Raw genomic sequence first — 24874 nt, forward strand, 5'->3', positions numbered from 1 at the left:
TGTGACAGCCTTTTTTATGTTTTGTCCGTGGTAGGGAGGTTTTTGCATTTCTTGTATTTATGAATTGTGGGAAAAGTGGCTGAAAAGCATTATCTTTGTCCCCGAATTTGTAAAATCATGGAAGAACGTACACGATACAATGATTTTGCCAAGTTTCTGGCGCTTCACTTTCCTTTCAAGGTACAGAAAATTTCCCTGAATGTGGGATTTACTTGTCCGAACAGGGATGGGGTGAAAGGATATGGTGGATGTACCTACTGCAATAACCAGACGTTTAATCCAGCCTATTGCCGGACGGACAAGTCGGTGAAAGAGCAGCTGGAAGAAGGGAAGGCCTTTTTTGCGCGGAAGTATCCGGAGATGAGATACCTTGCTTATTTCCAGGCTTATACGAATACTTATGCGGAGTTGGAAAAGTTGCAGAAGATGTATGAAGATGCTCTTCAGGTGGAAGGGGTTGTCGGGCTGGTGATAGGTACCCGTCCGGACTGTATGCCCGATGAATTGCTGGATTACCTGGAAGAACTGAATCGTCGGACTTTTCTGCTGGTGGAATACGGCATTGAGAGTACGGACAACCGGACCTTGCAACGGATTAACCGCGGACATACGTTTGAATGTACGGAGGATGCCGTGAAACGTACGGCGGCAAGAGGGATACGTGTGGGCGGCCATGTCATTCTGGGCCTTCCGGGTGAAGACCATGATGCCATTATCCGCCAGGCGACACAAATTTCAGCTTTGCCATTGACGACGTTGAAGATGCATCAGTTGCAATTGGTGCGCGGCACACGTATGGCCCGTGAATATGAGTTGCATCCTGAGGAATTCCATCTGTATGAGGTAGACGAATATATTGACCTTGTGATTGATTACCTGGAGCGTGTGCGTCCCGATTTGGTATTGGAACGTTTTGTGTCACAGTCGCCCAAGGAGTTGCTGATAGCACCCGACTGGGGAATCAAGAATTACGAGTTTGCAGTCCGTATGAAGCGTCGTCTGCAGGAAAGGGACACTTGGCAGGGTAAGTTTTACGAAAAGGAAAGAGAATAAAAACAATATAATATTTTTAATTAATAGGATATCAATGGAAATTAAAGGTAAAGTTCATTATGTCGGTGTGAACGACCGCACAAAAGCATTGTTTGAGAATTTGTGGCCACTTCCTTATGGCGTATCTTATAACTCCTATCTGATTGCAGATGACGATATGGTGGCACTGGTGGATACGGTAGATGTCGCTTTCTTTGAAGTTTATATCAAGAAAATCCGCAGCATCATCGGCGACCGTAAAATCAATTATCTGATCATCAACCACATGGAACCGGATCATTCAGGTTCTATCGCGTTGATTAAGAAATACTATCCTGAAATTGTGCTGGTAGGAAACAAGAAGACTTTCGAGATGGTGGAAGGATACTATGGCGTGACAGGTGAACGTTACGTAGTGGGTGAGGGCGATTTCCTGAAACTCGGACACCACAACCTGCGTTTCTATCTGGTGCCGATGGTTCACTGGCCGGAAACGATGGTCACATTCGATGAAACAGAAGGAATTCTGTTCTCTGGCGATGCTTTCGGATGTTTCGGAGCCTTGAACGGAGGTTGCATCGACCGTAACATCAATACCGATATTTATTGGAACGAAATGCGCCGTTACTATGCCAACATTGTGGGTAAATTTGGTAATCCGGTGCAGAAAGCCTTGCAGAAATGCGGTGGCCTGCCTATTAAGATGATTTGTCCGACTCACGGACCGGTGTGGGAAGAATATATTCCGAAAGTGGTGGGTATGTACGACAAGATGAGCCGCTATGAAGGCGAAGAAGGAGTGGTGATTGCTTATGGTACGATGTATGGCAATACGGAAGAACTGGCTGAAACCATTGCGGAAGAATTGAGTGCACAAGGTATCAAGAACATCGTGCTGCACAATGTATCTCATACGCCTCATTCTTATATCCTGGCCGATATCTTCAAATACAAAGGACTGATTGCGGGTTGTACGACTTACAACATGCAGCTGTATCCTGAGATGGAGTCCTTGCTCAACAAGGTGGCTGCCCGTGAAATGAAGAACCGTCTGTTCGGTTACTTCGGCTCATTCACTTGGGCCAGTGCGGCGGTAAAGAAACTGGGTGAGTTCACAGAGAAACTGAAATTCGAAGTGGTAGGTAATCCGATTGAAATGAAGCAGAGCATGAAAGCCGACAACTATGCGCAGGCGAAGGAACTGGCAAAGGCCATGGCCGACCGTCTGAAAGCTGACCGGAAATAAGAAAGCGGATTTCCTTTTAGAAAACAGGATATAAAAAATCTTCCACTGAGGTGACGCCCTTCGGTGGAAGATTTTTTTATGCAATGCGATTCGTTCGGAAATCAGTCCTTTGCCTGGTGTACCGTCAGCTGTGGGAACGGGAAGCCGATACCCTCCTTATTGAAGGTGTCATATACGATTTTGTTCATGTCGAAATATACGTCCCAATAGTTTTCGGTCTTGGTCCAGACGCGTACTTTGATATCCACACTGCTGGCCGACAAAGCTCCCAGCCCGATGAAAGGAGCAGGAGTAGTCAGGATGCGGGTATCTGCCGCGATGATGCGTTCCAGTACAGCTTTTACTTTCTCAAAGTCTTCTCCATATTCCACGCCGAACACCCATTCCGCACGGCGCATTTCCTGTTTGCTGTAGTTGGTGATGGCATTGCTGCTCAATGCGCCGTTGGGCACGTAAATGATACGGTTGTCTGTCGTAGCCAGGATGGTATGGAAAATCTGGATTTCCTTGACTGTTCCGCTGGCATTCTGTCCGTCGATGTAGTCGCCCACCTTGAACGGCTTGAACACCAGGATTATCAGTCCTCCGGCAAAGTTTGACAGGTTGCCCGACAGTGCCATACCGATAGCCACACCGGCAGAGGCCAGGATGGCGGCAAAGCTCGTGGTTTCTACGCCCAGCTTACTCACGATGGCAAATGCCAGAATCAGGTTCAACAAGATGTTGAGCAGACTTTTCAGGAAGGTCTGCACACTGATTTCCAGTTTCCTTTTCTCCAGAATCTTGCTGACCAGCCGTCCGATTTGCTTGATGATGAACCGGCCTACAATGTAGATGATGATGGCTGCCAGAATGTCTTTTCCCACTTCAATACCCCAGTTGAGCAGTTTGTCCAGAATTTGTTCCACATTGATTCTGGAAGCTGCCTTGCCTGCCTGTGCAGTTGCTTGTAATAATGTAAGTAACATGATTTGATGATTAATTAATAATACAGTTATTTATTCCTTCAATATACCTTTTCCCTCTCTGACAATTTCAGGTACTTCTTCACAACAATTTATCACGGTAGAAGGTTCAATGCCTCCTGTACCTCCGTCGATAATCAGGTCGGTCACACTGCCGAACTTTTCATCAATCAGTTCCGGGTCGGTGATGTATTCAATGTCCTCTCCCTTTTCCAGCGGAAGGGTAGTGGTCAGAATCGGGGCATCGAGCAGGCGGCAGATTTCGCGGATGATGGGGCTGTCGGGTACACGGATACCCACTTCTTTTCGGTTGCGGAAAATTTTGGGCAACCGGCTGTTGGCGTTCAGAATGAAGGTGAACGGACCGGGCAGGTTACGTTTCATCAGCTTGAAAGTGGCGTTGCTCACCTGTGCGTATTCGCTGATGTTGCTCAGGTCGTAGCAGATGATGGACAGGTTGTGCTTGCGCGGGTCGATATTTTTCAGCTTGCAGATACGTTCGATGGGCCGTTCTTTCAAGGCGTGACACCCGATGGCATACACCGTATCGGTGGGATAGATAAGGATGCCGCCGTCGTTCAGCAGGTCTACCACCCGCTGCAAGTCTTCCGGTCGGTTGTTCTTGGGATATAATTTCAGTATCATGGTACGGGCACGAGGATGAGACTTCGTGTAACCGCAAAAATAAGAAATTTATTTCTTTTTCTTCCGTAGTTCTTCCGCAATTCGATAATGGATGGCTGCTTCTATTTCTTTTCCGCTTTTTTCGAGTGCCTCGGCAAAATATTCATGGGCTCCCGCATGTTGGGGCTTCAGGCTGGTGGCCTTGTCCAGGTCGGTCAGGGCCTCTTCCGTTTTCCCCGTCAGCAGCCGGAGTTTTCCACGGTTGTACACCGCCTTGAACTCCTGGGGACGGAGTTGTACGGCCCGGTTCAGGCATTCTTCCGCTTCTTCCACCCGGTCCTCGTCGAAGAAGGTCACTCCCTTGCGTACCCAGGCATCCACGTATTCCGGATACAGCTCCAAGGCCTTGTCGTAGTTGGCCTGTGCGGCCCGTGGGTCGTGTGCTTTGGTGATGCACTCGTTGCCCATCAGGTAGTATTCGCGGGCATACTTCTGCAGGTTCTGCCGTTGCTGCTGCATTTGCTCTTTAAGCTGTCGGTTTTCTTCCTTGAGCCGGTTGATGAGGCACAGTTTCCGGCGGATAAAACGTTGGATAAGTGGTTTTTCAATGTCGTATCGGTTGTGGATGGCCTTGAAGAAGGCTTCCAGAAATTCCGCAAACTCTCCTTTGTCGAAGGCTTTCACGGCTGCCACGTACTGGATATCGGCCTGTGCCTGTTTCATGGCCCGTTCAAAGGTCTGGTTGTCGTTGAAACGCTGGGCAAAGCTGACGATTTCCGGGCGGACAAACACATCGGCCGGTGAGATGCGGCGTTTCAGCTGGATACCTTCGAGCGAAGTGCAGCGGCTCAGGGCCACGTACGCCTGTCCGCCGGCAAATACCCCTCCCGTGAAGTCGATGATGACCCGATTGAATGTGAGACCCTGGCTCTTGTGTACGGTGATGGCCCACGCCAGCCGGATGGGATATTGGGTAAAGGTGCCCAGTTCTTCTTCCTCTATCTTCTTCTCCGTCTCGTTGTAGCGGTAGCGGATGTTGCTCCAGCTTTCCTTATGCACGTCAAACTCACTGCCGTCTTCCGTCACCACATAGATTGTGCCATCGGCCGAGAGTCCCGACACGGTGCCGATGGTACCGTTCACCCAGCGTTTTTCCTGGTCGTTTTTGATGAAAATCACCTGTGCACCCGGTTTGATGACCAGTTCCATGAGGGTGGGAAGGCTGCTTTCGGGGAACTCCCCGTGTATTTCTCCTTTCAGTGTGACCGGGTCGCCCGGCAGTTCTTCCAGCTTCTTTTCGTTGATGTAGTCCACGTTGTCCCGTCGGGTGGCCAGGGTGATGTAGAGGTCGTTCTCTTCCGGGCAGGGAGGTGCCGGGGTGTAACGGGTGTTCAGCAGTTGCAGGTCGGCAGCTCCGGCGGTGTTGGTCCGGATATGGTCGAGTACGCTGACAAACACCTTGTCGGTCTGCCGGTACACCTTGGTCAGCTCAATCGATACCAGTTCCATTTCCTGAAACACCTTGGCCGAGAAGAAATACGGGTTCGGATAGAAGCGGTTCAGAATCTCCCGTTCGTCACTTTTCACTACCGGCTCCAGCTGGAACACGTCGCCCACCAGCAACAGCTGTTTCCCGCCGAAGGGCTCACGCAGGTTGTGCGAGTAGGTGCGCAGCACCTTGTCAATAAAGTCGATGATGTCGGCCCGTACCATGGAAATCTCGTCGATGATGATGAGTTCAATGTTTTGAATCAGTTTCCGGTGGTCGGCCGAATATTTCAGGAAATCTTTCAGCTTCCGTCCCTGAAACTTCGGGTCGTCTGGCAGAAGCGGATGAAACGGGAGCTTGAAAAAGCTGTGCAGGGTGCTTCCGCCCGCATTGATGGCCGCAATACCCGTAGGAGCCAGTACCACATATTTCTTTTTGGTATGCTGGCAGACGTATTTCAGGAAAGTGGACTTACCCGTTCCCGCTTTTCCGGTCAGGAAGACCGACTGGCGGGTGTATTGGATGAGCTTCAGGGCGTTCTGAAATTCGGGGTTGTCGGTATCTATCAGGGTTGGAGTCATGGGTTGTGGTTTTTAGAAGCAAAGATACAGACAAAAAGGCAATAAAAAAAGCGCTTGGAAACCCAACCGCTTTTTCGTCAGAATATTTACGAGAAGCCTTTCGGCATTTATCAGATTCATTCTTCAAATGCTGAACTTGTCAGCGCCGCCTGTTTATTTGCGTCTGTCGTCACTCAGCATTACATAGCCCCAGATCATTGGATCTGCATTGGCAATCTTGTGGAAAATGTTTTTTACCTTTTTCATAATTGTTACCCTTTCTTTTTTTAGTTAGTTTAATTAAATCTTCTGGCGGGCTTCCCAGCTGGCCTTGTTGTACTTGTTACCTAATTTATAATTACCTATGAAAACTTTTTGTGGGCCTCTTTCTTATTGCCCTTTTCTTTTTACACCACAAAGATAGGGCTTTCTTTTTTACGAAATATGTTTTATAGCATATTTTTCAAGTAAAGGCCCGATTTGTTGATGTAAATCAAATCCGAGGGTGGAATTAGTGCTTTTCGGTTACATTCTTCTCCTTCTCTCCCGAAAAACTTGTAACTTTGCTTCCGTTTTTGGAAGATTTATGACAGTAAGAATCAACAATCAATACGAAGAGCGCCTGGGAACAGAACGGATGCTTCCCCTCATTTTCAAGATGGCGTTGCCGGCAGTGGCCGCACAGTTTGTCAATCTCCTATATAATATAGTAGACCGCATTTATATCGGACACATTCCCGAAATCGGGACGAATGCGCTGGCGGGAGTGGGAGTGACCACCTCCCTGGTCATTCTGATTTCCTCTTTTTCGGCCATTGTGGGGGCCGGAGGTGCCCCGCTGGCTGCCATGGCGTTGGGACAGGGCGACCGGGTGCGTGCGGGAAAGATTCTGGGCAATGGTTTCATGCTGCTGATACTGTTTACCGTCCTCACTTCGCTGGTGTCTTATCTGTGCATGGAGCCCATCTTGAAGTTTGCAGGGGCTTCTGCCGTTACGCTCCCTTATGCCGAAGATTATCTTTCGGTGTATTTGCTGGGTACGCTGTTCGTGGAAGTTTCTACCGGACTCAATACCTTCATCAATTCACAGGGACGTCCCAGCATCGCCATGTATTCTGTGCTGATTGGAGCTTTGCTGAATATCGTGCTCGACCCGATTTTCATCTTCTGGTTCGACATGGGCGTGAAGGGAGCGGCACTGGCCACCATCCTCTCACAGGCCTGCAGTGCTTGCTGGGTACTGGGTTTCCTGTGTTCCGACCGGGCTTCCCTGCGTTTGGAAAAACGCTACTTGAAGTTCGACCGCCGCATTGTGGGTGGTATGCTGGCTTTGGGCGTGTCTCCTTTCATCATGGCCAGCACGGAAAGTCTGGTAGGCTTCGTGCTGAACGGCAGTCTGGAGAAATTTGGCGATATCTATGTGGGCGCTTTGGCCATTCTGCAAAGTGCCATGCAACTGGTCAGCGTGCCGCTCACCGGCTTTGCCCAAGGTTTTGTGCCGGTGGCCAGTTACAACTACGGGCATGGCGACCGGCAGCGGGTGAAAGACTGTTTCCGGATTGTGCTGACGGTGATGTTCTCCTTCAATTTCGTCCTGATGCTGCTGATGATTTGTTTCCCGTCCGTAGTGGCTTCTGCTTTTACGAGCGACCGCGAACTGATTGCCACCGTGGAGCATGTGTTGCCGATTTTCCTCGCCGGAATGACTATCTTCGGCCTGCAGCGTGCCTGTCAGAACATGTTTGTCGCCCTTGGCCAAGCCCGGATTTCCATTTTTATCGCCTTGCTCCGTAAGGTCATTCTGCTGGTACCTCTTGCCTTGGTGCTGCCCCGTTTCTTCGATGTGGAAGGCGTGTTTCTGGCTGAGGCTGTTTCAGATGCCACAGCCGCCATCTGCTGCACCCTGCTCTTCTTCTGGCAGTTCCCGAAGATACTCCGCAAGGCTCCGATTCCCTTGAAAAAATAGATTTTGTGGAATGATAGGGTAAATTCATTGAAACACAAGTAGATAAATGGTGAAATATATAGGTGTATTCTCTGTCCCACAGTGTGGGATACAAAAACCACAGTGTGGGATACATATTTCACACTGTGAAACACAAATCCCGCACTGTGAAACAGAGAATATAAAGGGGCATTTACAGTTATTCTTGCGGGTGTTTGATTTGATAAATGGGATTGTGGAAAAATAATCGGATGAAATGAGGAAAATGTGAAGTTGGATAATTATAAATGCGTACCATACTCATACAGAATATGAATCATCCAATTTTGTCCTCTGCTTTTACCCTCATCGCGGTCATCAACCACGGGTATTGGGCTATTGACTTTTTCTTTATACTTTCGGACTTTGTCATCGGCTATGCTTACGACGACCGATGGAAGAAGAATCTGATTTTGAAGGGTTTCTCAAATGTTAGATTGATTAGAGTATAGGGTTGATTTCATGTTGTGAGATTAATCGTGTGTGTTGTTTTTTGTATGAGTAATGGTCTTCATGCAGTTAGAAGCCTGCAAGCTTGTGGGGTATTTTCGTGCACTACTTCTTTTTAATGTCAACAAATGTTGTTCAAAGGTATATCTGAATTTATTCTTACATGTCTATTAATTTTACGGTGGGACGGCATTATCGTTGTGGATTTTTAAATTGGCTATGAGGTTTGAAAGAATTTACGTCAAATGAGTGTTGTATGTAACAAGGGGAAATTAATTCTTGTGTATACTCTTTTTTTGTAGTGAAAATTGAAAATAAAAAAAATAACTATATAACCTGCTGCAAAAGAATAATTTGCATTATGGAAAGCTAAAAATTAAATTAGTGTATATTGACGGATTTTGTATTGATATAATTACCAAAAATGGTTTTTATAAATAAATATATATTTATGAATTTTGATATTGAAAAAATATATGTATATTTGCAAACAATAGAACTATCATGTTAAGATAGCTATACCTTAAATATCACTAATATTATAAAAAGATACATGAAATAGATAGAAAAGCACAAATAATAGGCTAAATAGTCGTGGAGCCTAAGTTTTATAAATTACCACTTTAAGTATAATACTTATGATAAAAAACTTCAAAACAGTCAGTATGATGCTGTTACTCGGTTCTATGAGTACAGGATTGACGCATGCTGCATTCGAGACGAGTGTGGCAGGAACAAATGTTGTTCAGCAAAATAATGTATGTAAAGGTATTGTGAAGGATGCAAACGGTGAAACCGTCATTGGTGCATCTGTAGTTGTCAAAGGAACAACTAATGGTACAATTACCGGATTAGATGGAGATTTTGAACTTTCTAATGTAAAAAAAGGTGCAACGATTCAGATTTCTTTTGTTGGGTATCAGACCAAGGAAATAGTTTGGAATGGAAGTTCCCTAACTGTGGAACTTAAAGATGACTCGCAAGTTCTTGATGAAGTAGTTGTTGTAGGCTTTGGTACTCAGAAGAAGGTAAATCTTACTGGTTCGGTATCTACGGTTGGGGCAGAGGAATTATCATCAAGACCTGTTTCTAATGTCAGTCAGGCATTGCAAGGACTTGTTCCAGGTATGAACTTCGGATATTCTTCAGATGGTAATGGTGGCCAGTTGGGACAGGAAATGACAGTAAACATTCGAGGCGCGGGTACAATCGGCAGCGGTTCAAATTCTTCTCCGTTGATTCTTATTGATGGAATGGAAGGTAATATGAACATGTTGAATCCTCAGGATATCGAAAGTATTTCTGTTTTGAAGGATGCCGCTGCTTCTTCTATTTACGGTTCTCGTGCTCCTTTTGGTGTGGTTTTGATTACGACAAAGAAAGGTAAAGCCGGAAAAATGAACATCAATTACAATAATAACTTCCGTTGGTCTCAGGCTATTAACATGCCGAAGGTTGCCGATTCTTATACGTATGCTTCTTATTTTAACAGAATGTTGACTAATGATGGTAGTACCGCATACTTTGATGAAACGCGTATGCAGCGTATTCGCGACTATCTGGATGGCACATTAACTCAAACGACTTTCCCGAGCAAAGATAACGGAAATAGATGGGACTGGATTGGTAATACCAATACAGACTGGTATGATGTAGTCTTTGGAGGAACGGCATTTTCACAGGAACATTCTATCAGTGCCAATGGAGGTACGGAGAAAATCCAATACTATTTCTCTGCAAACTATATGAATCAGGAAGGTATGTTAAGGGTGAAAAGAGACGACTTAAAGCGTTATACCGTAACGGGTAAAATTACGGCTCAGCTTTTCCCGTGGCTTAACATGACCTATAATACTAAATATATGCGTAGAGACCTGACTCAGCCAACGGCCGCTAATGATTACACGATGTATCATAATATAGCCAAGAGATGGCCGATGGAACCCGTATATGATCCTAATGGTCACTATATGTCTGGTACATTGATAAATAATGTGTTATACGGAGGTGATGTGGATACACAGACTGATTGGTTGTACCAGCAGTTCCAGATTGTGGCTGAACCGATTAAGAACTGGAAGATTTTTGCAGAAATCAATTATAAGACTATCGATGAATTTGCACATACTTCTACCTTGAAGGTTCCGCAGTGGCAGGTCGATAATACATCTTATTATATTGATGGATGGACAACTAATAAAGTAACGGAACGCACGGAAAGAACAAATTATTTTAATACTAACATCTATTCTGATTATGCACATACATTTAATGATGCCCATAATTTGAAGGTAATGGTTGGTTTCCAGGCTGAATCCAATAAATGGCGTCAGTTGCAGGCAACTGCACAAGACTTGATTTCAGAGGAAGTGCCAAATATTAATGCAGCCACCGGAAAGCAGACGATTGATAAGTCTCAATTAACTCAGTGGGCCACAGCCGGTTTCTTTGGGCGAATAAACTATGACTATAAAGAAAGATATTTGTTTGAAGTAAATATGCGTTACGATGGAACTTCTCGTTTCGCAAGAGACCAGAGATGGAATGTGTTTCCTTCATTCTCTGCAGGTTGGAATATAGCACGTGAAGAGTTCATGCAAGATTATAGCCATATTGTAAACAATCTGAAGATTCGTGGATCTTGGGGTGAATTGGGAAACCAAAATACCACTAACTTGTATCCGTATATTCAGCTGATGAAATTTGTGGCTGCCGATCCAGATTCAAACTGGCTTATTAATGGTGAAAGACCGAATACGGCCAATGCACCTAACCTGATTTCGGCTTTGTTGGGATGGGAAACCATGCGTTCTTGGAATATTGGATTCGATTTGGGTATGTTCAATAATCGGTTGACGATGAGTTTTGACTTCTTTAACCGTAAAACACTGGATATGGTGGGGCCTGCTCCGGAACTTCCGGTTATTTTGGGAGCTGATGTACCGCAAATGAACAATGCGGATATGCAGTCTGTAGGTTTTGAACTCGATTTGGGCTGGCAGGACCGTATCCGTGACTTCAGTTATAATGTACATTTCCTGTTGTCTGACGACCGCCAGAAGATTCTTAAGTATCCGAATCCAACTGGCAACCTGTCTACATGGAACGCAGGTCATTATATGGGAGAAATTTGGGGACTTGAAACCATCGGTATAGCAAAAAGCCAGGAGGAAATGGATACTCATCTTGCTTCATTGCCTAATGGAGGCCAGGATGCGATTGGTACGAAATGGGGTGCAGGTGATATCATGTACCGGGATATTAATGGAGATGGCCGTATTACGGAAGGTTCTACGTTATCCGATCCGGGAGATAGAAGAATTATTGGAAATAACTCACCGCGATTCAGATTTGGATTGGACTTGGGTGCTCAGTGGAAAGGTTTCGATTTGCGTATCTTCTTCCAAGGTGTTATGAAACGTGATGCTTGGCTAGGTGACAACATGTTCTGGGGAGCTAATGGTGGTATGTGGCAGGCTACTTGCTTTACTTCACATTTGGATTATTTTAGACCGGAAGGTGACCCTGAAGGTGCAAATTTGGATGCTTATTTCCCGAGACCGTTGGCAAACAACTATGGAAAGAACCAGAAAACTCAAACAGGCTATTTACAAAATGCAGCATATATGCGTTTGAAGAATCTACAGATAGGTTATACTTTACCAAATCGCATTACACAGAAAGTTGGTATGTCGAATGTTCGTATCTTCTTCTCAGGAGAAAACTTGTTTACTGTATCAGGATTGCCTGATGGCTTTGATCCGGAAACAATCTATTCTGGTTATGGTGCTAGTTGGGGAGTTCAGTCTGGTAAATCTTACCCACTTTCACGTACATTCTCAACAGGTATTAGTGTAAACTTCTAAAAATGGAATATATATGAAACGTTTTGCAAAATATTTATTTTTAATAATGGGTAGTGCTATGATACTGCCTTCTTGTAATGATTTTCTTGATAGAGAACCATTGGATAGTGTGACACCGGATAATTTCTTTTATACAGAAGGAGATTTGGCGGCATATGCAGTTAAGCATTATAACTTTAATGCACATTCTGGATGGAGTTTAGGTATATGGGGCAATGACAATGGAACGGATAATCAGACAGCAACCGGATATGATAACAAATGGATTCCTGGACAATGGAAAACTGTAGAATCATATAGTACAGCATCAAACGATCCTTGGTATTTCTACGATATCCGAGAACTGAATTATTTCCTCGAAATCGTAGTGCCACGTCATGAAAAAGGAGAAATTGAAGGTTCTACAACGAACATCAATCATTATATTGGAGAGATTTATTTCTTAAGAGCTAAAAATTATTTTGATAAAATGCAGGCTTTAGGTGATTTCCCGATTGTAACGGAAACTTTGCCGGATGAAATGGAACCGTTGACTGAAGCCAGTAAGCGTCAGCCCCAGAACAAGGTGGCCAGATTTATCATTGAAGATTTGGACAAAGCCATTTCTTTGTTGAGTAATAATATTAGTGGTGGAAAGAATCGGATTACAAAGAATGCAGCGTTGTTGTTAAAGTCGAGAGTTGCTTTGTATGAAGGTTCATGGTTGAAATATCATAAGGGAACGGCCTTGGTGCCTGGCGGACCCGATTGGCCAGGAAAAGCTGAAGATGTAGCTGGTTTCAATATTGATGAGGAAATAAAATATTTCCTTGGTCAGGCAAAAGATGCTGCAAAACAAGTGATTGACAATGTCCCATTGTCTCAGAATACAGCTGTAAGTTGTACAGATGAAATTGTACCGACAGATCAGAATCAGTATAAGATGAGTAATCCTTATTTTGCTCAGTTCTCTGCCAATAGTTTGGAAGAATATTCTGAGATTATTTTGTGGAAGGACTATGATTTGGATCAGTATAATATCGTGCATTCTGCTCCATATTATATCCGTGTAGGCGGTAATAGTGGATTTACACGTCAGTATGTAGAAACGTTCTTGTGCAGAGATGGAAAACCTATTTATGCGAGCGACCAGTATAAAGGCGATGGTTCCTTAATGGATGTCAGAAAGAACAGAGATTTACGTCTCCAGTTGTTCATGATGACACCAGGTGAAATCCTTACTCCAGAACCTTTGAAAGATGCTGATGGCAACAGTTATAATGATACTCTTGCCCTTGCTCCGAATATTTTGGATATCACTGAAAAGAAATGTGTAACGGGTTATCAGTTAAGAAAAGGACTTTCTGATAATTGGTATAGAGATGGTAATACGGCTATCGAAGGTTGTCCTATTTATCGAGCAACTGAAGCTTATCTGAATTATATCGAGGCATCCGCAATTGAAACTGATGGACAGTCTATCGATGCAAATGCACAGAAATATTGGGGCGATCTAAGAGAAAGAGCAGGTTTGCCGCGTGATTATATGGTTACGGTGAATAGTACTGATTTGTCTAAAGAAAGTGACTGGGCAGTTTATTCTCATGGACAAAAGGTGACTTCTCTTATGTATAACATCAGAAGAGAACGTAGATGTGAACTTATCGAAGAAGGTTTCCGTATGAATGATTTGCGTAGATGGAGAGCTTTGGATCAGGTAAAGAATTTCTGGCCAGAAGGTGTCAATTTGTGGGAATCTGAATTGAAGAATATGTACAATGATAAGGCTACAGGTAAGACTCAGTTGATTGGTGATGAAAGTGCCAGTGCTAATGTGTCAAGTTATGAGAATTCTGGTAAATATTTATCACCATATAGAATTCTTAAAGCGAATAACTTGATGTATGATGCAGGATACAGTTGGTGTGAGGCTCATTATCTTTCACCTGTTTCCATTAAGCATTTCCGGATTACTTCCAGTGGAGATGATTTGAGTACATCTACAATATATCAAAATCCAGGATGGCCACTTGAGGCAGATCAAGCTCCTAAGTTCTAACATGGTTTGTTGATAAAATATGCAAAGGTTGTATCGCAGGAAATAATTTTTGGGATACGACCTTTGTTTTATGTAGAAAGGAGAAAAAGTTGATATACTGAATTTGAAAGAAGATATTATCTCCCTTAAATCTTCTTTTTATTGTTAAATCATAAATCTAATAATTTAGTTACTAGTATGAGAGGCAAAAATACAAGTGCCTGACAGCGAAACAGGGAAAGCCTGTTATATTAATACGGAATATGAATTACCTCAAGAAATAAGAGCTTAATATTCTTATCTCAGAGATTTAATGATGTAAATAATGAAAAAGATTTATCTTACAGCAATAGGCCTTATCACTTCTTTAAGTTTGTTTGCACAACGTAGTGAGCAATCTTTGGAACAAGGCTGGAGATTTACTAAAGGCGAAGTGTCGGGAGCTGAAAAAATCGATTTTAATGATTCTCGTTGGGAAAGTGTTACAGTTCCACATGACTGGGCTATATATGGTCCGTTCGATGTGAATAACGATCTTCAGAATGTGGCGGTTACACAGAATTTCGAAACACAGGCTAGTCTGAAGACAGGTCGTACAGGAGGTTTGCCGTATGTGGGAGTAGGTTGGTATCGTACATTCTTTGAATCAGAACCAGGGAAAAATACTACACTTGTATTCGACGGAGCCATGAGTGAGGCTCGTGTCTATGTAAATGAGAAAGAGGTCTGTTTCTGGCCTTGTGGTTATAATTCTTTCCATTGTGACGTTACAGGGCTTGTGAATACAGATGGAAAGAATAATCTACTGGCTGTTCGCCTTGAGAACCGTCCTCAGTCGTCACGTTGGTACCCTGGGGCAGGTATTTATCGTCATGTACGTGTGATAAGTACAAATAAGGTGCATATTCCTGTATGGGGTACACAAATTACTACGCCTCATGTAAAGAAGGATTATGCATCAGTTTGTCTTCGTACTACGATTCTGAATTCAGACAATGCTCTCCTTACGTTGGAAACTGACATCCTTGATTCTGAAGGAAATGTAGTAGTTTCTAAGACCAATAAAGGAATTATTCATCATGGTCAGCCTTTTATACAAAATTTTATAGTGAATAATCCACAGCTATGGTCGCCTGAATCGCCTGTACTTTACAAGGCGGTAACTAAAATATATTCATCGGATACACTTCTTGATACTTATACTACACGCTTTGGTATTCGTACTATTGAATATGTAGCTGAGAAAGGATTTTATCTTAACGGTAAGCATCGCAAGTTTCAGGGCGTGTGCAATCATCATGATCTTGGGCCGCTTGGAGCTGCCATTAATGTTTCTGCTCTTCGCCACCAGCTTAGGTTGTTGAAGGATATGGGTTGTGATGCCATACGTACCGCACATAACATGCCTGCACCTGAACTGGTTTCTCTATGTGATGAAATGGGGTTCATGATGATGCTTGAGCCATTCGATGAATGGGATATTGCGAAGTGTGACAATGGCTATCATCGATTCTTTAATGAATGGGCAGAAAAGGATCTGGTGAACATGTTACATCAATACAGAAACAATCCAAGTGTTGTAATGTGGAGTATTGGTAATGAAGTTCCTACGCAGTGGAGTGCCGATGGCTATAAGGTTGCAAAATTCCTTCAGGACATTTGTCACCGTGAGGATCCTACCCGTCCTGTCACCTGTGGTATGGACCAGGTACAGAGTGTATTGGGCAACGGTTTTGCAGCTATGCTTGATATTCCGGGTTTCAATTACCGTGCACACATGTACGATGAAGCCTATGAGCGTCTGCCGCAGAATATTATACTCGGTTCAGAAACATCATCAACAGTAAGTTCTCGCGGTGTATATAAGCTACCAGCAGAACGAAAGGCAGGAGCAATGTACGATGATCATCAATCTTCTTCCTATGATCTTGAATATTGCACATGGTCCAATATCCCTGATATAGACTTTGTTCGTGCCGATGATCATGAATGGACAATAGGTCAATTTGTTTGGACTGGTTTTGATTATCTTGGTGAACCCAGTCCATACGATACAAATGCTTGGCCTAATCACAGTTCCATGTTTGGAATCATAGATCTTGCTTCTATTCCTAAAGATAGATATTATCTTTATCGCAGTGTATGGAATAAAAATGTAGAGACTCTTCATATTCTTCCTCACTGGAACTGGGAAGGGTATGAAGGACAGAAAGTTCCTGTATTCGTATATACCAACTATCCCAGTGCTGAACTATTTATCAATGGTAAAAGCTATGGCCGACAGACAAAACACAAGGACGGAACGGTAGAGAACCGTTACCGCCTTATGTGGTATAATACTATATATGAACCAGGTGAAGTTAAGGTAATCGCTTATGATGATAACAATAAAGCTGTAGCAGAGAAAGTAGTTAATACAGCAGGTAAGCCTCATCATATAGAACTATCTACAGATTATTCTGTCCTTAAAGCCAATGGAAAGGATCTTGCTTATGTTACATTAAAAGTTGTTGACAAAGATGGTAATCTTTGTCCAACCGACAGTCGTCTTGTTAATTTTAAGGTTAGAGGTGCTGGTAAGTACCGTGCTTCAGCTAATGGTGATCCTACTTGCCTTGATCTTTTCCATCTCCCTAGGATGCATGTATTCAGTGGTATGCTTACGGTGATAGTGCAGTCAAGTGAGAAAGCTGGTGTAATTGAACTTCGGGCTTCTGCGAAAGGGGTGAAGGCTGGAAAGATTAAAATTAATGTAAAATAAATTGCGGGTGTTCCGTTTTATGTTCTAATTATATCGATACAAAGATTGTTTAAATATTACAGAAAGATGTTACCCCTTTAAATTTTTAAATGTGAATATTACATTTAATTATTTTCAGCTTGTGGGTTATAGTTCATAGAATGAAATATTTCAATTTATAGAATAAAAACTTTTGTGAAATATGTTGACCTTTAAACAATTTAATTTTTTGTTCTTTTTTACTATATCTTTTTGGGGAACGTTAAGTTCTCAGAATGTTAGTAATGATTTTATGGATAGGTCGCCTATTAAATCGGCTATAATTACTGATTATGAATATAAAGATACCATACCATCTGAATGTGGGTTAATCAGATTAAAGAATGGTAAGGTTGTTTTTATGACAAGGCATGAAAAAAAGATGACCCCCTTTTATATAAAGGCCATAGAGACTGGATATTGGGATACAAGATATGAAAGTAACATTGACTATAATTCCGTTTTCTCTGATATGGTCAGTATGGGAGCCAATACGGCCTATGTTATGATACACTGGGAGGAAATAGAACCCAGTGATAATTGTTTTAACTTTACATTTACTGACAGTATTGAAAAATACGCCCGAAATAATGGTATAAAAATAAATTGGGTATTGTTTCTGCATGCACAATATAACGGTGTTCCGTTACCGGATTGTACAAATTCATGGACTTTCCATCTTGACGACAGGGATTCATGCAATTACACTATGCAGTGGGCAAAACAGAATGGGGTGGTGTATAAAGATATTAAAACGCTTGTGGAAAAAGGTGGAATAAGACCCTTGCATGTTTATGGACATAAAGAAATATTTTACCGAATAAAACGTATGCTTAGGGAACTGGCTTCTCATTACAGAAATAGTGATACTGTAATAGGAGTACAACTTGGAAATGAAGAGGGATTCAGTTTCTTGGATGAGAGTGATTATAACCCTGTAACAGCCGCTTTGTATGAGGAGTGGAAACTAAAGACAAACAAAACTGATTATGCTCAATTCAAGCGAGAAGCTATGAACTGGTGGTGGAAACAGTTTACAACGGCTTTTCATGAAGTGGATCCATATAAGATGTTGTCGACAAATTTGGATGCAGGACAGGCAGAGGCTGGTGATGAACTGCGTATGGATATGACTGGTACTAGTACTTCTTTCTATGAAGATGGTAATTTGGATGTGATAGGCACTATGTTGTATAAACAGTATGGGTATAAAGCGATTAAAGGTCTTGATAAAAGATATGATGGAGGCAGATATTCTTATGAGTTGCCAATATTGGTTCCTTCAGAAATAGGAATTGGCAGATTTAATAAGAATGAAGATTTCAATAGTTTTGTAATGCATACTTTAGAAAGGGCTGCTCAAGGCTTCGGAGTCTATTGTTATGGTGAGGTTCGAAAGGAACATGCAGATTCATTATTGGCACGGAGAACACTGATGGAGATGTTTGCCAATATCGAACAGAATGAAGATATAATATTCGGCGGATTACCTGGTCCTGGCTATGTAAGATGTTTCTCTGAATATAAAAAATTGAAAATTAGTCATCTCAATATTGACAACAGGGAGACTCTTGTTATGATATACGTACCTACATTTGAAGTGGAAAACGAAATGAATCAAACAGACATAGGGAATTTAAAGTTATTTCTCCACTCTAAAATCGATGGGAAATATGAAATGAAGGTTTATAAATCAGGCAAGTGTATTCAAAAAACAGCATTGTTGCTGGACAAAAATAAGCCTGTGAAAATTGCAGTTGATGATAAATTTGATTCTACACCAATATTTATAAAAATAAAAATGAAATAAAATATAGTTATGAACAAGTTGCAAATAGCTACACTTATCATACCATTTCTATCTACGAATGTGTATGCGGAAATAGAAAAAACTCCTAATATCGTTCTTATTCTGTGTGATGATATGGGCTTTTCAGACCTTGGTTGTTATGGTAGTGAGATAAAAACGCCCAATATTGATAAGCTTGCTCAGGAAGGAGTGCGTTTTAGTCAATTTAAGAATACAGGACGAAGTTGTCCCAGTCGTGCAGCCTTACTTACTGGAAGATACCAGCATCAGGCGGGTATGGGATGGATGGCCGAAGTAGACGAACATAGACCTGGTTATCGTGGACAGATAGATAAAGAATATCCGACTATTGCCGAAATTATGAAGGAAGGAGGATATAGTACGTATATGAGTGGAAAATGGCACGTAACCACGACTGGAGCCTATGATGCACCTAATGGAAGTTATCCTGTGCAGAGAGGTTTTGATAGATATTATGGTTGCCTTCATGGTGGAGGAAGCTATTATAAGCCGAGTCCAGTATATAATAATTTAGATAGGATTACCAATCTGCCTGATGACTATTATTACACGCAGGCTATTACTGATTCTGCGGTTAGTTTTGTAAATAAACATGACTGTAAGACTCCCATGTTTCTTTATGTGGCTCATTATGCGCCTCATTTGCCTTTGCAAGCTCCTCAAAAATATATAGACAAATGCATTGACAGATATAAAGTCGGTTATGATGTATTGCGTAAACAAAGATTTGAGAAACAAAAACAGTTACAACTTGTACCTGATGAGATGGAACTTCCTTTATTCAATAAGGAATTTGGTGGAAAGCGTCCTGCATGGGAAGAACTTACTACTGAGCAGCAACACAAATGGATAAATGATATGGCCACGTATGCAGCCATGATAGAAATTATGGATGAAGGTATAGGGAAGTTGGTTGACGCCATAAAGAAAAAAGGAATGTATGAAAATACAGTATTTATCTTCTTGAGTGATAACGGTGCTACTGATGAAGGAGGATACATTGGTCAGTTGATGTCGGATTTGTCGAATACTCCATATCGTAGTTATAAGAAATGGGTATTCCAAGGTGGAACAAGCACACCATTCATTCTTACTTATGGAAATAGAAGTAAAAATAAGATGCAAGGAAAGGTTTGTAATCAGCCGGCACATATTATTGATGTTTTGCCTACATGTATGGCAATAGGAGGTATGAAATATCCGCAAAAATATTCTCATGCTGATTTGGAAGGGAAGAATTTATTGCCAGCTTCTGAAGGTAAGTCTATAGAAAAAAGGACATTATACTTCGAACACCAGAGTTCATGTGCGATTATTGATGGAACATGGAAACTTGTAAAAGCTAACCGGAATGAGCAGTGGGAATTAATAAATTTAGATGAAGATCCGTTTGAAACGAATGATTTGGCTGATAAATATCCGGATAAGGTTGAAGAACTTGAGACTAAATGGATTGAATGGGCTAATACTCATAAAGTTTTTCCATTAGAAGATAAAACATGGACAGAAAGATTGAATTTCTATAGGGCTAAGAATCCAAATCAAAAGGGAGAATAATAATACACCAGAGTGCCAAACATGTCCATAGGATGAGGGATATTGGATGACAAAAGAAAGATAGGTATTGTGTCTTATATACAAATTTTTATACATTTATTAGATATCATTCTTATGGCATGTGGCACTCTTAAAAAATGAATATTATGAAAACAGTATTTTTTCCTTTATTAGCTTGTAATTTGTGGGCTATAAATTCTGTTGTAGCTCAAAATGCCAGGCCTAATATTATAATGTTTTTAGTGGATGATATGGGCTGGCAGGACACTTCTGTCCCGTTCAATGGCAATGAAGTTTCAGCTTTGAATTTACGTTACCAAACGCCCAATATGGAAAGATTGGCAAGGCTTGGAGTAAAGTTCACACAAGCTTATTCATGTGCCATATCTTCTCCCACAAGGTGTAGTTTAATGTCAGGAATGAATGCTTCTCGCCATAGGGTTACTAACTGGACATTGGAATTTGACCAAAAAACAGACGCAAACAGCGATGTCATTGAATTGCCTGACTGGAATTATAATGGAATACAACCTGAAGCTACCAAAGGAGTAATAAATAATTCAGTAGCTATTACGTCTTTGCCTCAAATATTGAAGGATAACGGATACAGAACTATTCATTGCGGCAAGGCGCATTTTGGTGCAAGAACAACTCCTGGGGCTGATCCATCGAATATGGGATTTGATATAAACATTGCGGGAGGTCCTAATGGAGCTCCTGGCAGTTATTTGGGTATAAAGAATTTCGGCGAAGGCTCTCCCTTTGCCGTCAAGGGTCTTGAAAAGTATCATGGTCAGGATATTTTTTTGACAGAAGCTTTGACAATAGAGGCCATAAAAGAAATGAAAAAGGCGGTAAATGAAAAAATACCATTCTATTTGTATATGTCACATTATGCTGTCCATACTCCTATAGAAGATGACAAAAGATTCAGCAATAATTATAGAGGAAAATATGATAGACAACTTAAATCTAAATTAGGAGAGAAAGAGGCTAAATATGCTGCACTTGTTGAAGGAATGGATAAAAGTTTGGGGGATATAATGGATTATATTCAGTCGGATCCAAAACTGGCTCAGAATACAATAATATTGTTTATGTCTGATAATGGTGGGCAGGCTTTGGGATATTGCAGGGAAGGCGTACCTAACAGAGATCCCAATTATCCGGCACGTGCTGGTAAGGGGTCTGCTTTTATGGGAGGGGTAAGAGAACCGATGCTTGTTTACTGGCCAGGTGTGACTAAGCCCGGCAGTATATGCTTGCAAAAGGTTATTATTGAAGATTTTTACCCTTCTATTATAGAAATGGCAGGAATACACGACTACCATACTGTGCAGATAGTCGACGGAAAAAGCTTTGTCAGGTGTTTGAAGAATGTAAGTGATATTGATTCTAATAAATCTATAGTGTGGCATTTCCCTAATTTATGGGGAGAAACTCAGGATATTGAAGAGGGATACGGTGCCTATTCATCAATATTGAAGGGTGATTATCATCTGATATATAATTGGGAAAATGGAAGATTCAGACTCTATAATGTAAAGGATGACCTTTCAGAGCAAATCGACTTGTCTGAAAGATTGCCAGAAATAGTGAAAAAGTTGTCATCCGAATTATCGGATTATTTAAGGGAAAGAAATGCACAAAGACCATCTTTAAAATCTGATGGTAAAATTTTACCTTATCCAGATGGACTGTAACAGTATGAATTTGAATAACCGAACTGAACATAATTCTGTATAACGATTAATTTAATAACATGAGAAATACTTTATTTTTAATCAGATTAACAATTTTCTTGTTGCTCTTAAATGGAATGAACGGCCTGTGTGCGATTGCTAATTCATATCAACCGGAATATTCGACGGCAGGTTTTTATGAATTAGATAACACTGGTAGAAAAGTTTTTAGTATGAACCCTGCTTGGCGTTTTCACAAAGGAAATGTGACAGGAGCAGAAGATATAGAATTTGATGACAGTCATTGGAAACTCGTTTCACTGCCCGACGGAATGGAGATACTTCCTGCTGAGGCGAGCGGATGCATAAACTATCAGGGTGAAGTGTGGTATCGCAAGCATTTTACTCCCGAAGAGGAATGGAAAGGAAAGAGACTGTTCTTGCACTTTGAAGCTATTATGGGTAAATCAAAAGTGTGGGTTAATGGAAAACTGGTAAAAGAACATTTTGGTGGATTTCTCCCTGTTATATCTGATGTCACAGATTATCTTGTATATGGAAAGGATAATGTAATTGCAGTATGGGCTGACAATGCGAATGATGCTTCTTATCCTCCTGGGAAACAGCAGGATATGCTTGATTTTGCTTATTTTGGAGGGATATATCGCGATTGCTGGATGATTGCTCATAATGATGTCTATTTGACAGATCCTAATTATGAAAATGAAATAGCTAGTGGAGGTTTGTTCGTCTCATATAATAATGTTTCAGATAAATCAGCAAATATCCGGCTGGATGCTCATGTGAGAAATATGTCATCAAAATCATTTTCAGGAAAAGTGGAATATGAACTGTATGACAGAAATGGGAATAAGGTTCAATCCAACAGTAAAAGTTTTTCTCTTTCAAAAGGGAAAGCCCGTACCACGACGGTGGGTATGAATGTCGAAAACCCTCATTTGTGGGATCCTGATTCCCCATATTTATATCAGCTGTACGTATATATCAAAGATAAGAATAACAATATAATTGACGGCTATCGAAGAAAAATAGGTATACGGAGTATAGAATTTAAAGGAAAAGATGGTTTTTGGTTAAATGGTAAACCTTACCCGTATCCGTTGATTGGAGCCAACAGGCATCAGGATTTTGCCGTTATTGGTAATGCTTTATCCAACAGTCTTCATTGGAGAGATGCAAAGAAACTGCGTGATGCAGGATTAAGAGTGATAAGAAACGCTCATTATCCGCAGGATCCGGCTTTTATGGATGCGTGTGACGAATTAGGACTTTTTGTAATTGTAAACACCCCCGGTTGGCAGTTCTGGAATGATGCTCCCATTTTTGCAAAAAGGGTATACAATGATATACGCAATATGGTACGGCGTGACCGCAATCATCCGTCTGTATGGATGTGGGAGCCTATTCTTAATGAAACATGGTATCCGGAAGATTTTGCCAAAAATGTGGTGGATATTTTGCATGAAGAATATCCGTACCCCTATTGTTATGCAGGGTGTGATGTAACAGCTCGTGGCAGTGAATATTTTCCTATTCACTTTACTCATCCTCTTAATGGAGCGGGTGGTGCATTTAATACCCAAAACATGAATCCTGAAATTTCATACTTTACCCGTGAATGGGGAGATAATGTGGATGATTGGAATTCTCATAACTCTCCAAGTCGTGTAAACAGAGCATGGGGTGAAATTCCTATGCTTATTCAGGCTCAGGGATATGCAAAGACTGATTATAAGTATACTTGTTATGATGTTCTTTACAGAAACAGTCGACAACATATGGGGGGATGTCTGTGGCACTCGTTTGATCATCAGCGTGGTTATCATCCAGATCCTTTTTATGGTGGCATAATGGATGCTTTCCGTCAGCCTAAGTTGGCTTATTATATGTTCTGTTCGCAGCGTCCTGCACAGAAGAATGATATGCTCATTTCGGAAACAGGGCCTATGGTTTATATAGCTAATGCTATGACCCCCTTCTCTCCTAAAGATGTTACCGTTTATAGTAATTGTGATGAAGTAAGGCTTACATATTGTAAAAATGGTAAACAATATATCTACAAGAAGGAAAAAACAGACATGGGCATGCCTTCTCCTGTCATTACTTTTGAGAATGTGTGGGATGTAATGTATGATAAAAAACTAGCTCGTGAAAGGAAGCATAATGATTCTTATTTATTTGCGGAGGGACTGGTGGATGGCAAGGTCGTAGCTACCCATAAAGTCTTGCCTGCACGTCGTCCTTCTAAGATTGTTATGTGGGTTGATAATGAGAATGTGGAAACTACTGCTGATGGTTCCGATTTGGTTACAGTTATTGCAGCTGTGGCAGATGATAAAGGGAATATCAAGCGTCTGAACAATTATCATATTAAATTTGAGATTGAAGGAAACGGTGAGCTTGTTGCAGATGAAGCAACTTTCACTAACCCTCGCCAGGTACAATGGGGAACAGCTCCTGTATTGGTTCGTGCCAATACCAATGCCGGTGAGATAAAGGTAAAGGCTTCTGTTGTATTTGAAGGTATTCATACTCCCTTATCTGCCGAGCTCATAATTAAGTCTGTTGCTTCAAAGCATAAGCTGATAGCTGATAATAAGGAGCTTTCTCTGTTGCTGGAAGGTTATAAAAAGAATGATGGTGTTGTTTCTGAAAGTAATACTGATTGTAAAAGTGAAATTAAAAGGTTACAGCAGGAACTTAGTAGATTGAAACTTAAGGAGGTTGAAAAACAACAATCTGATTTTGAGTAATATAAATTGATTTTATAT

The 24874-nt window shown here is 41.6% G+C and carries 13 protein-coding genes and 1 pseudogene; 11 read left to right on the forward strand and 3 right to left on the reverse strand.

Annotated features, from left to right (window positions below; genetic code table 11):
* Positions 1 to 117: 117 nt before the first annotated feature.
* Together OIM59_RS01150 and OIM59_RS01155 are read left to right on the forward strand one after the other, a co-directional pair.
* Positions 118 to 1053 carry a TIGR01212 family radical SAM protein gene (locus OIM59_RS01150; protein WP_299170160.1) on the forward strand — a complete coding sequence of 312 codons (936 nt, stop codon included), beginning with the start codon at positions 118 to 120 and terminating at the stop codon, positions 1051 to 1053.
* Positions 1054 to 1087: 34 nt separating this feature from the next.
* Entirely contained in the window at positions 1088 to 2278 is a 1191-nt protein-coding gene (locus tag OIM59_RS01155) for an FprA family A-type flavoprotein (RefSeq protein WP_299170159.1), read from the forward strand.
* A 101-nt stretch (positions 2279 to 2379) separates the two neighbouring features.
* On the opposite strand, the gene OIM59_RS01160 is transcribed toward OIM59_RS01155, so the two are convergent.
* From OIM59_RS01160 to OIM59_RS01170, 3 genes are read right to left on the reverse strand one after another with little or no spacing between them, the layout of a single operon-like run.
* Positions 2380 to 3246, reverse strand: coding sequence for a mechanosensitive ion channel family protein (locus tag OIM59_RS01160; RefSeq protein ID WP_299170158.1), 867 nt, complete (start codon positions 3244 to 3246; stop codon positions 2380 to 2382).
* 30 nt (positions 3247 to 3276) lie between these two features.
* Entirely contained in the window at positions 3277 to 3888 is a 612-nt protein-coding gene (locus tag OIM59_RS01165; RefSeq protein ID WP_299170157.1) for an L-threonylcarbamoyladenylate synthase, read from the reverse strand.
* A 48-nt stretch (positions 3889 to 3936) separates the two neighbouring features.
* Positions 3937 to 5937 (reverse strand): AAA family ATPase, encoded by a 2001-nt coding sequence (locus tag OIM59_RS01170; protein WP_303894378.1) that lies wholly within the window; start codon positions 5935 to 5937, stop codon positions 3937 to 3939.
* Between the two features lie 577 nt (positions 5938 to 6514).
* Here OIM59_RS01170 and OIM59_RS01175 point away from each other — a divergent pair.
* The 9 genes and pseudogenes from OIM59_RS01175 to OIM59_RS01215 all read left to right on the forward strand — a co-directional run bounded on the left by OIM59_RS01175 (position 6515) and on the right by OIM59_RS01215 (position 24856).
* Positions 6515 to 7882: an MATE family efflux transporter gene (locus OIM59_RS01175; protein ID WP_299170286.1), complete on the forward strand. Its 1368-nt coding sequence runs from the start codon at positions 6515 to 6517 to the stop codon at positions 7880 to 7882.
* A 320-nt stretch (positions 7883 to 8202) separates the two neighbouring features.
* Positions 8203 to 8349, forward strand: a pseudogene (locus OIM59_RS01180) (acyltransferase); the annotation flags it as partial.
* Between the two features lie 639 nt (positions 8350 to 8988).
* A complete protein-coding gene (locus tag OIM59_RS01185) occupies positions 8989 to 12216 on the forward strand; it encodes a TonB-dependent receptor (RefSeq protein ID WP_303894380.1) in 3228 nt (1075 codons plus the stop codon).
* A gap of 13 nt (positions 12217 to 12229) precedes the next feature.
* Positions 12230 to 14254, forward strand: a complete 2025-nt coding sequence (locus OIM59_RS01190; RefSeq protein WP_303894383.1) for a RagB/SusD family nutrient uptake outer membrane protein — start codon at positions 12230 to 12232, stop codon at positions 14252 to 14254.
* Between the two features lie 304 nt (positions 14255 to 14558).
* On the forward strand, positions 14559 to 16994 hold the full coding sequence (locus OIM59_RS01195) for a glycoside hydrolase family 2 TIM barrel-domain containing protein (protein ID WP_303894386.1): 2436 nt from the start codon (positions 14559 to 14561) through the stop codon (positions 16992 to 16994).
* Positions 16995 to 17175: 181 nt separating this feature from the next.
* Positions 17176 to 18822 (forward strand): beta-galactosidase, encoded by a 1647-nt coding sequence (locus tag OIM59_RS01200; RefSeq protein ID WP_303894389.1) that lies wholly within the window; start codon positions 17176 to 17178, stop codon positions 18820 to 18822.
* A gap of 9 nt (positions 18823 to 18831) precedes the next feature.
* Complete coding sequence (locus OIM59_RS01205; protein ID WP_299170153.1) at positions 18832 to 20400, forward strand: arylsulfatase; 1569 nt, start codon at positions 18832 to 18834, stop codon at positions 20398 to 20400.
* Positions 20401 to 20537: 137 nt separating this feature from the next.
* Positions 20538 to 22103 (forward strand): sulfatase, encoded by a 1566-nt coding sequence (locus OIM59_RS01210; RefSeq protein ID WP_299170152.1) that lies wholly within the window; start codon positions 20538 to 20540, stop codon positions 22101 to 22103.
* Positions 22104 to 22162: 59 nt separating this feature from the next.
* Positions 22163 to 24856, forward strand: coding sequence for a glycoside hydrolase family 2 TIM barrel-domain containing protein (locus tag OIM59_RS01215; RefSeq protein ID WP_303894393.1), 2694 nt, complete (start codon positions 22163 to 22165; stop codon positions 24854 to 24856).
* Positions 24857 to 24874: the final 18 nt, after the last annotated feature.

This window comes from Bacteroides mediterraneensis, assembly GCF_025993685.1.
GTDB lineage: Bacteria > Bacteroidota > Bacteroidia > Bacteroidales > Bacteroidaceae > Phocaeicola > Phocaeicola mediterraneensis_A.

Excerpts from the sequence above, each read along its gene's own strand:
- OIM59_RS01205 (WP_299170153.1), top strand. The coding sequence starts at position 18,832 with ATGAACAAGTTGCAAATAGCTACACTTATCATACCATTTCTATCTACG.
- OIM59_RS01200 (WP_303894389.1), top strand. The coding sequence starts at position 17,176 with ATGTTGACCTTTAAACAATTTAATTTTTTGTTCTTTTTTACTATATCT.
- OIM59_RS01150 (WP_299170160.1), top strand. The coding sequence starts at position 118 with ATGGAAGAACGTACACGATACAATGATTTTGCCAAGTTTCTGGCGCTT.
- OIM59_RS01215 (WP_303894393.1), top strand. The coding sequence starts at position 22,163 with ATGAGAAATACTTTATTTTTAATCAGATTAACAATTTTCTTGTTGCTC.
- OIM59_RS01195 (WP_303894386.1), top strand. The coding sequence starts at position 14,559 with ATGAAAAAGATTTATCTTACAGCAATAGGCCTTATCACTTCTTTAAGT.
- OIM59_RS01160 (WP_299170158.1), bottom strand. The coding sequence starts at position 3,246 with ATGTTACTTACATTATTACAAGCAACTGCACAGGCAGGCAAGGCAGCT.
- OIM59_RS01185 (WP_303894380.1), top strand. The coding sequence starts at position 8,989 with ATGATAAAAAACTTCAAAACAGTCAGTATGATGCTGTTACTCGGTTCT.
- OIM59_RS01170 (WP_303894378.1), bottom strand. The coding sequence starts at position 5,937 with ATGACTCCAACCCTGATAGATACCGACAACCCCGAATTTCAGAACGCC.
- OIM59_RS01155 (WP_299170159.1), top strand. The coding sequence starts at position 1,088 with ATGGAAATTAAAGGTAAAGTTCATTATGTCGGTGTGAACGACCGCACA.
- OIM59_RS01165 (WP_299170157.1), bottom strand. The coding sequence starts at position 3,888 with ATGATACTGAAATTATATCCCAAGAACAACCGACCGGAAGACTTGCAG.
- OIM59_RS01190 (WP_303894383.1), top strand. The coding sequence starts at position 12,230 with ATGAAACGTTTTGCAAAATATTTATTTTTAATAATGGGTAGTGCTATG.
- OIM59_RS01210 (WP_299170152.1), top strand. The coding sequence starts at position 20,538 with ATGAATATTATGAAAACAGTATTTTTTCCTTTATTAGCTTGTAATTTG.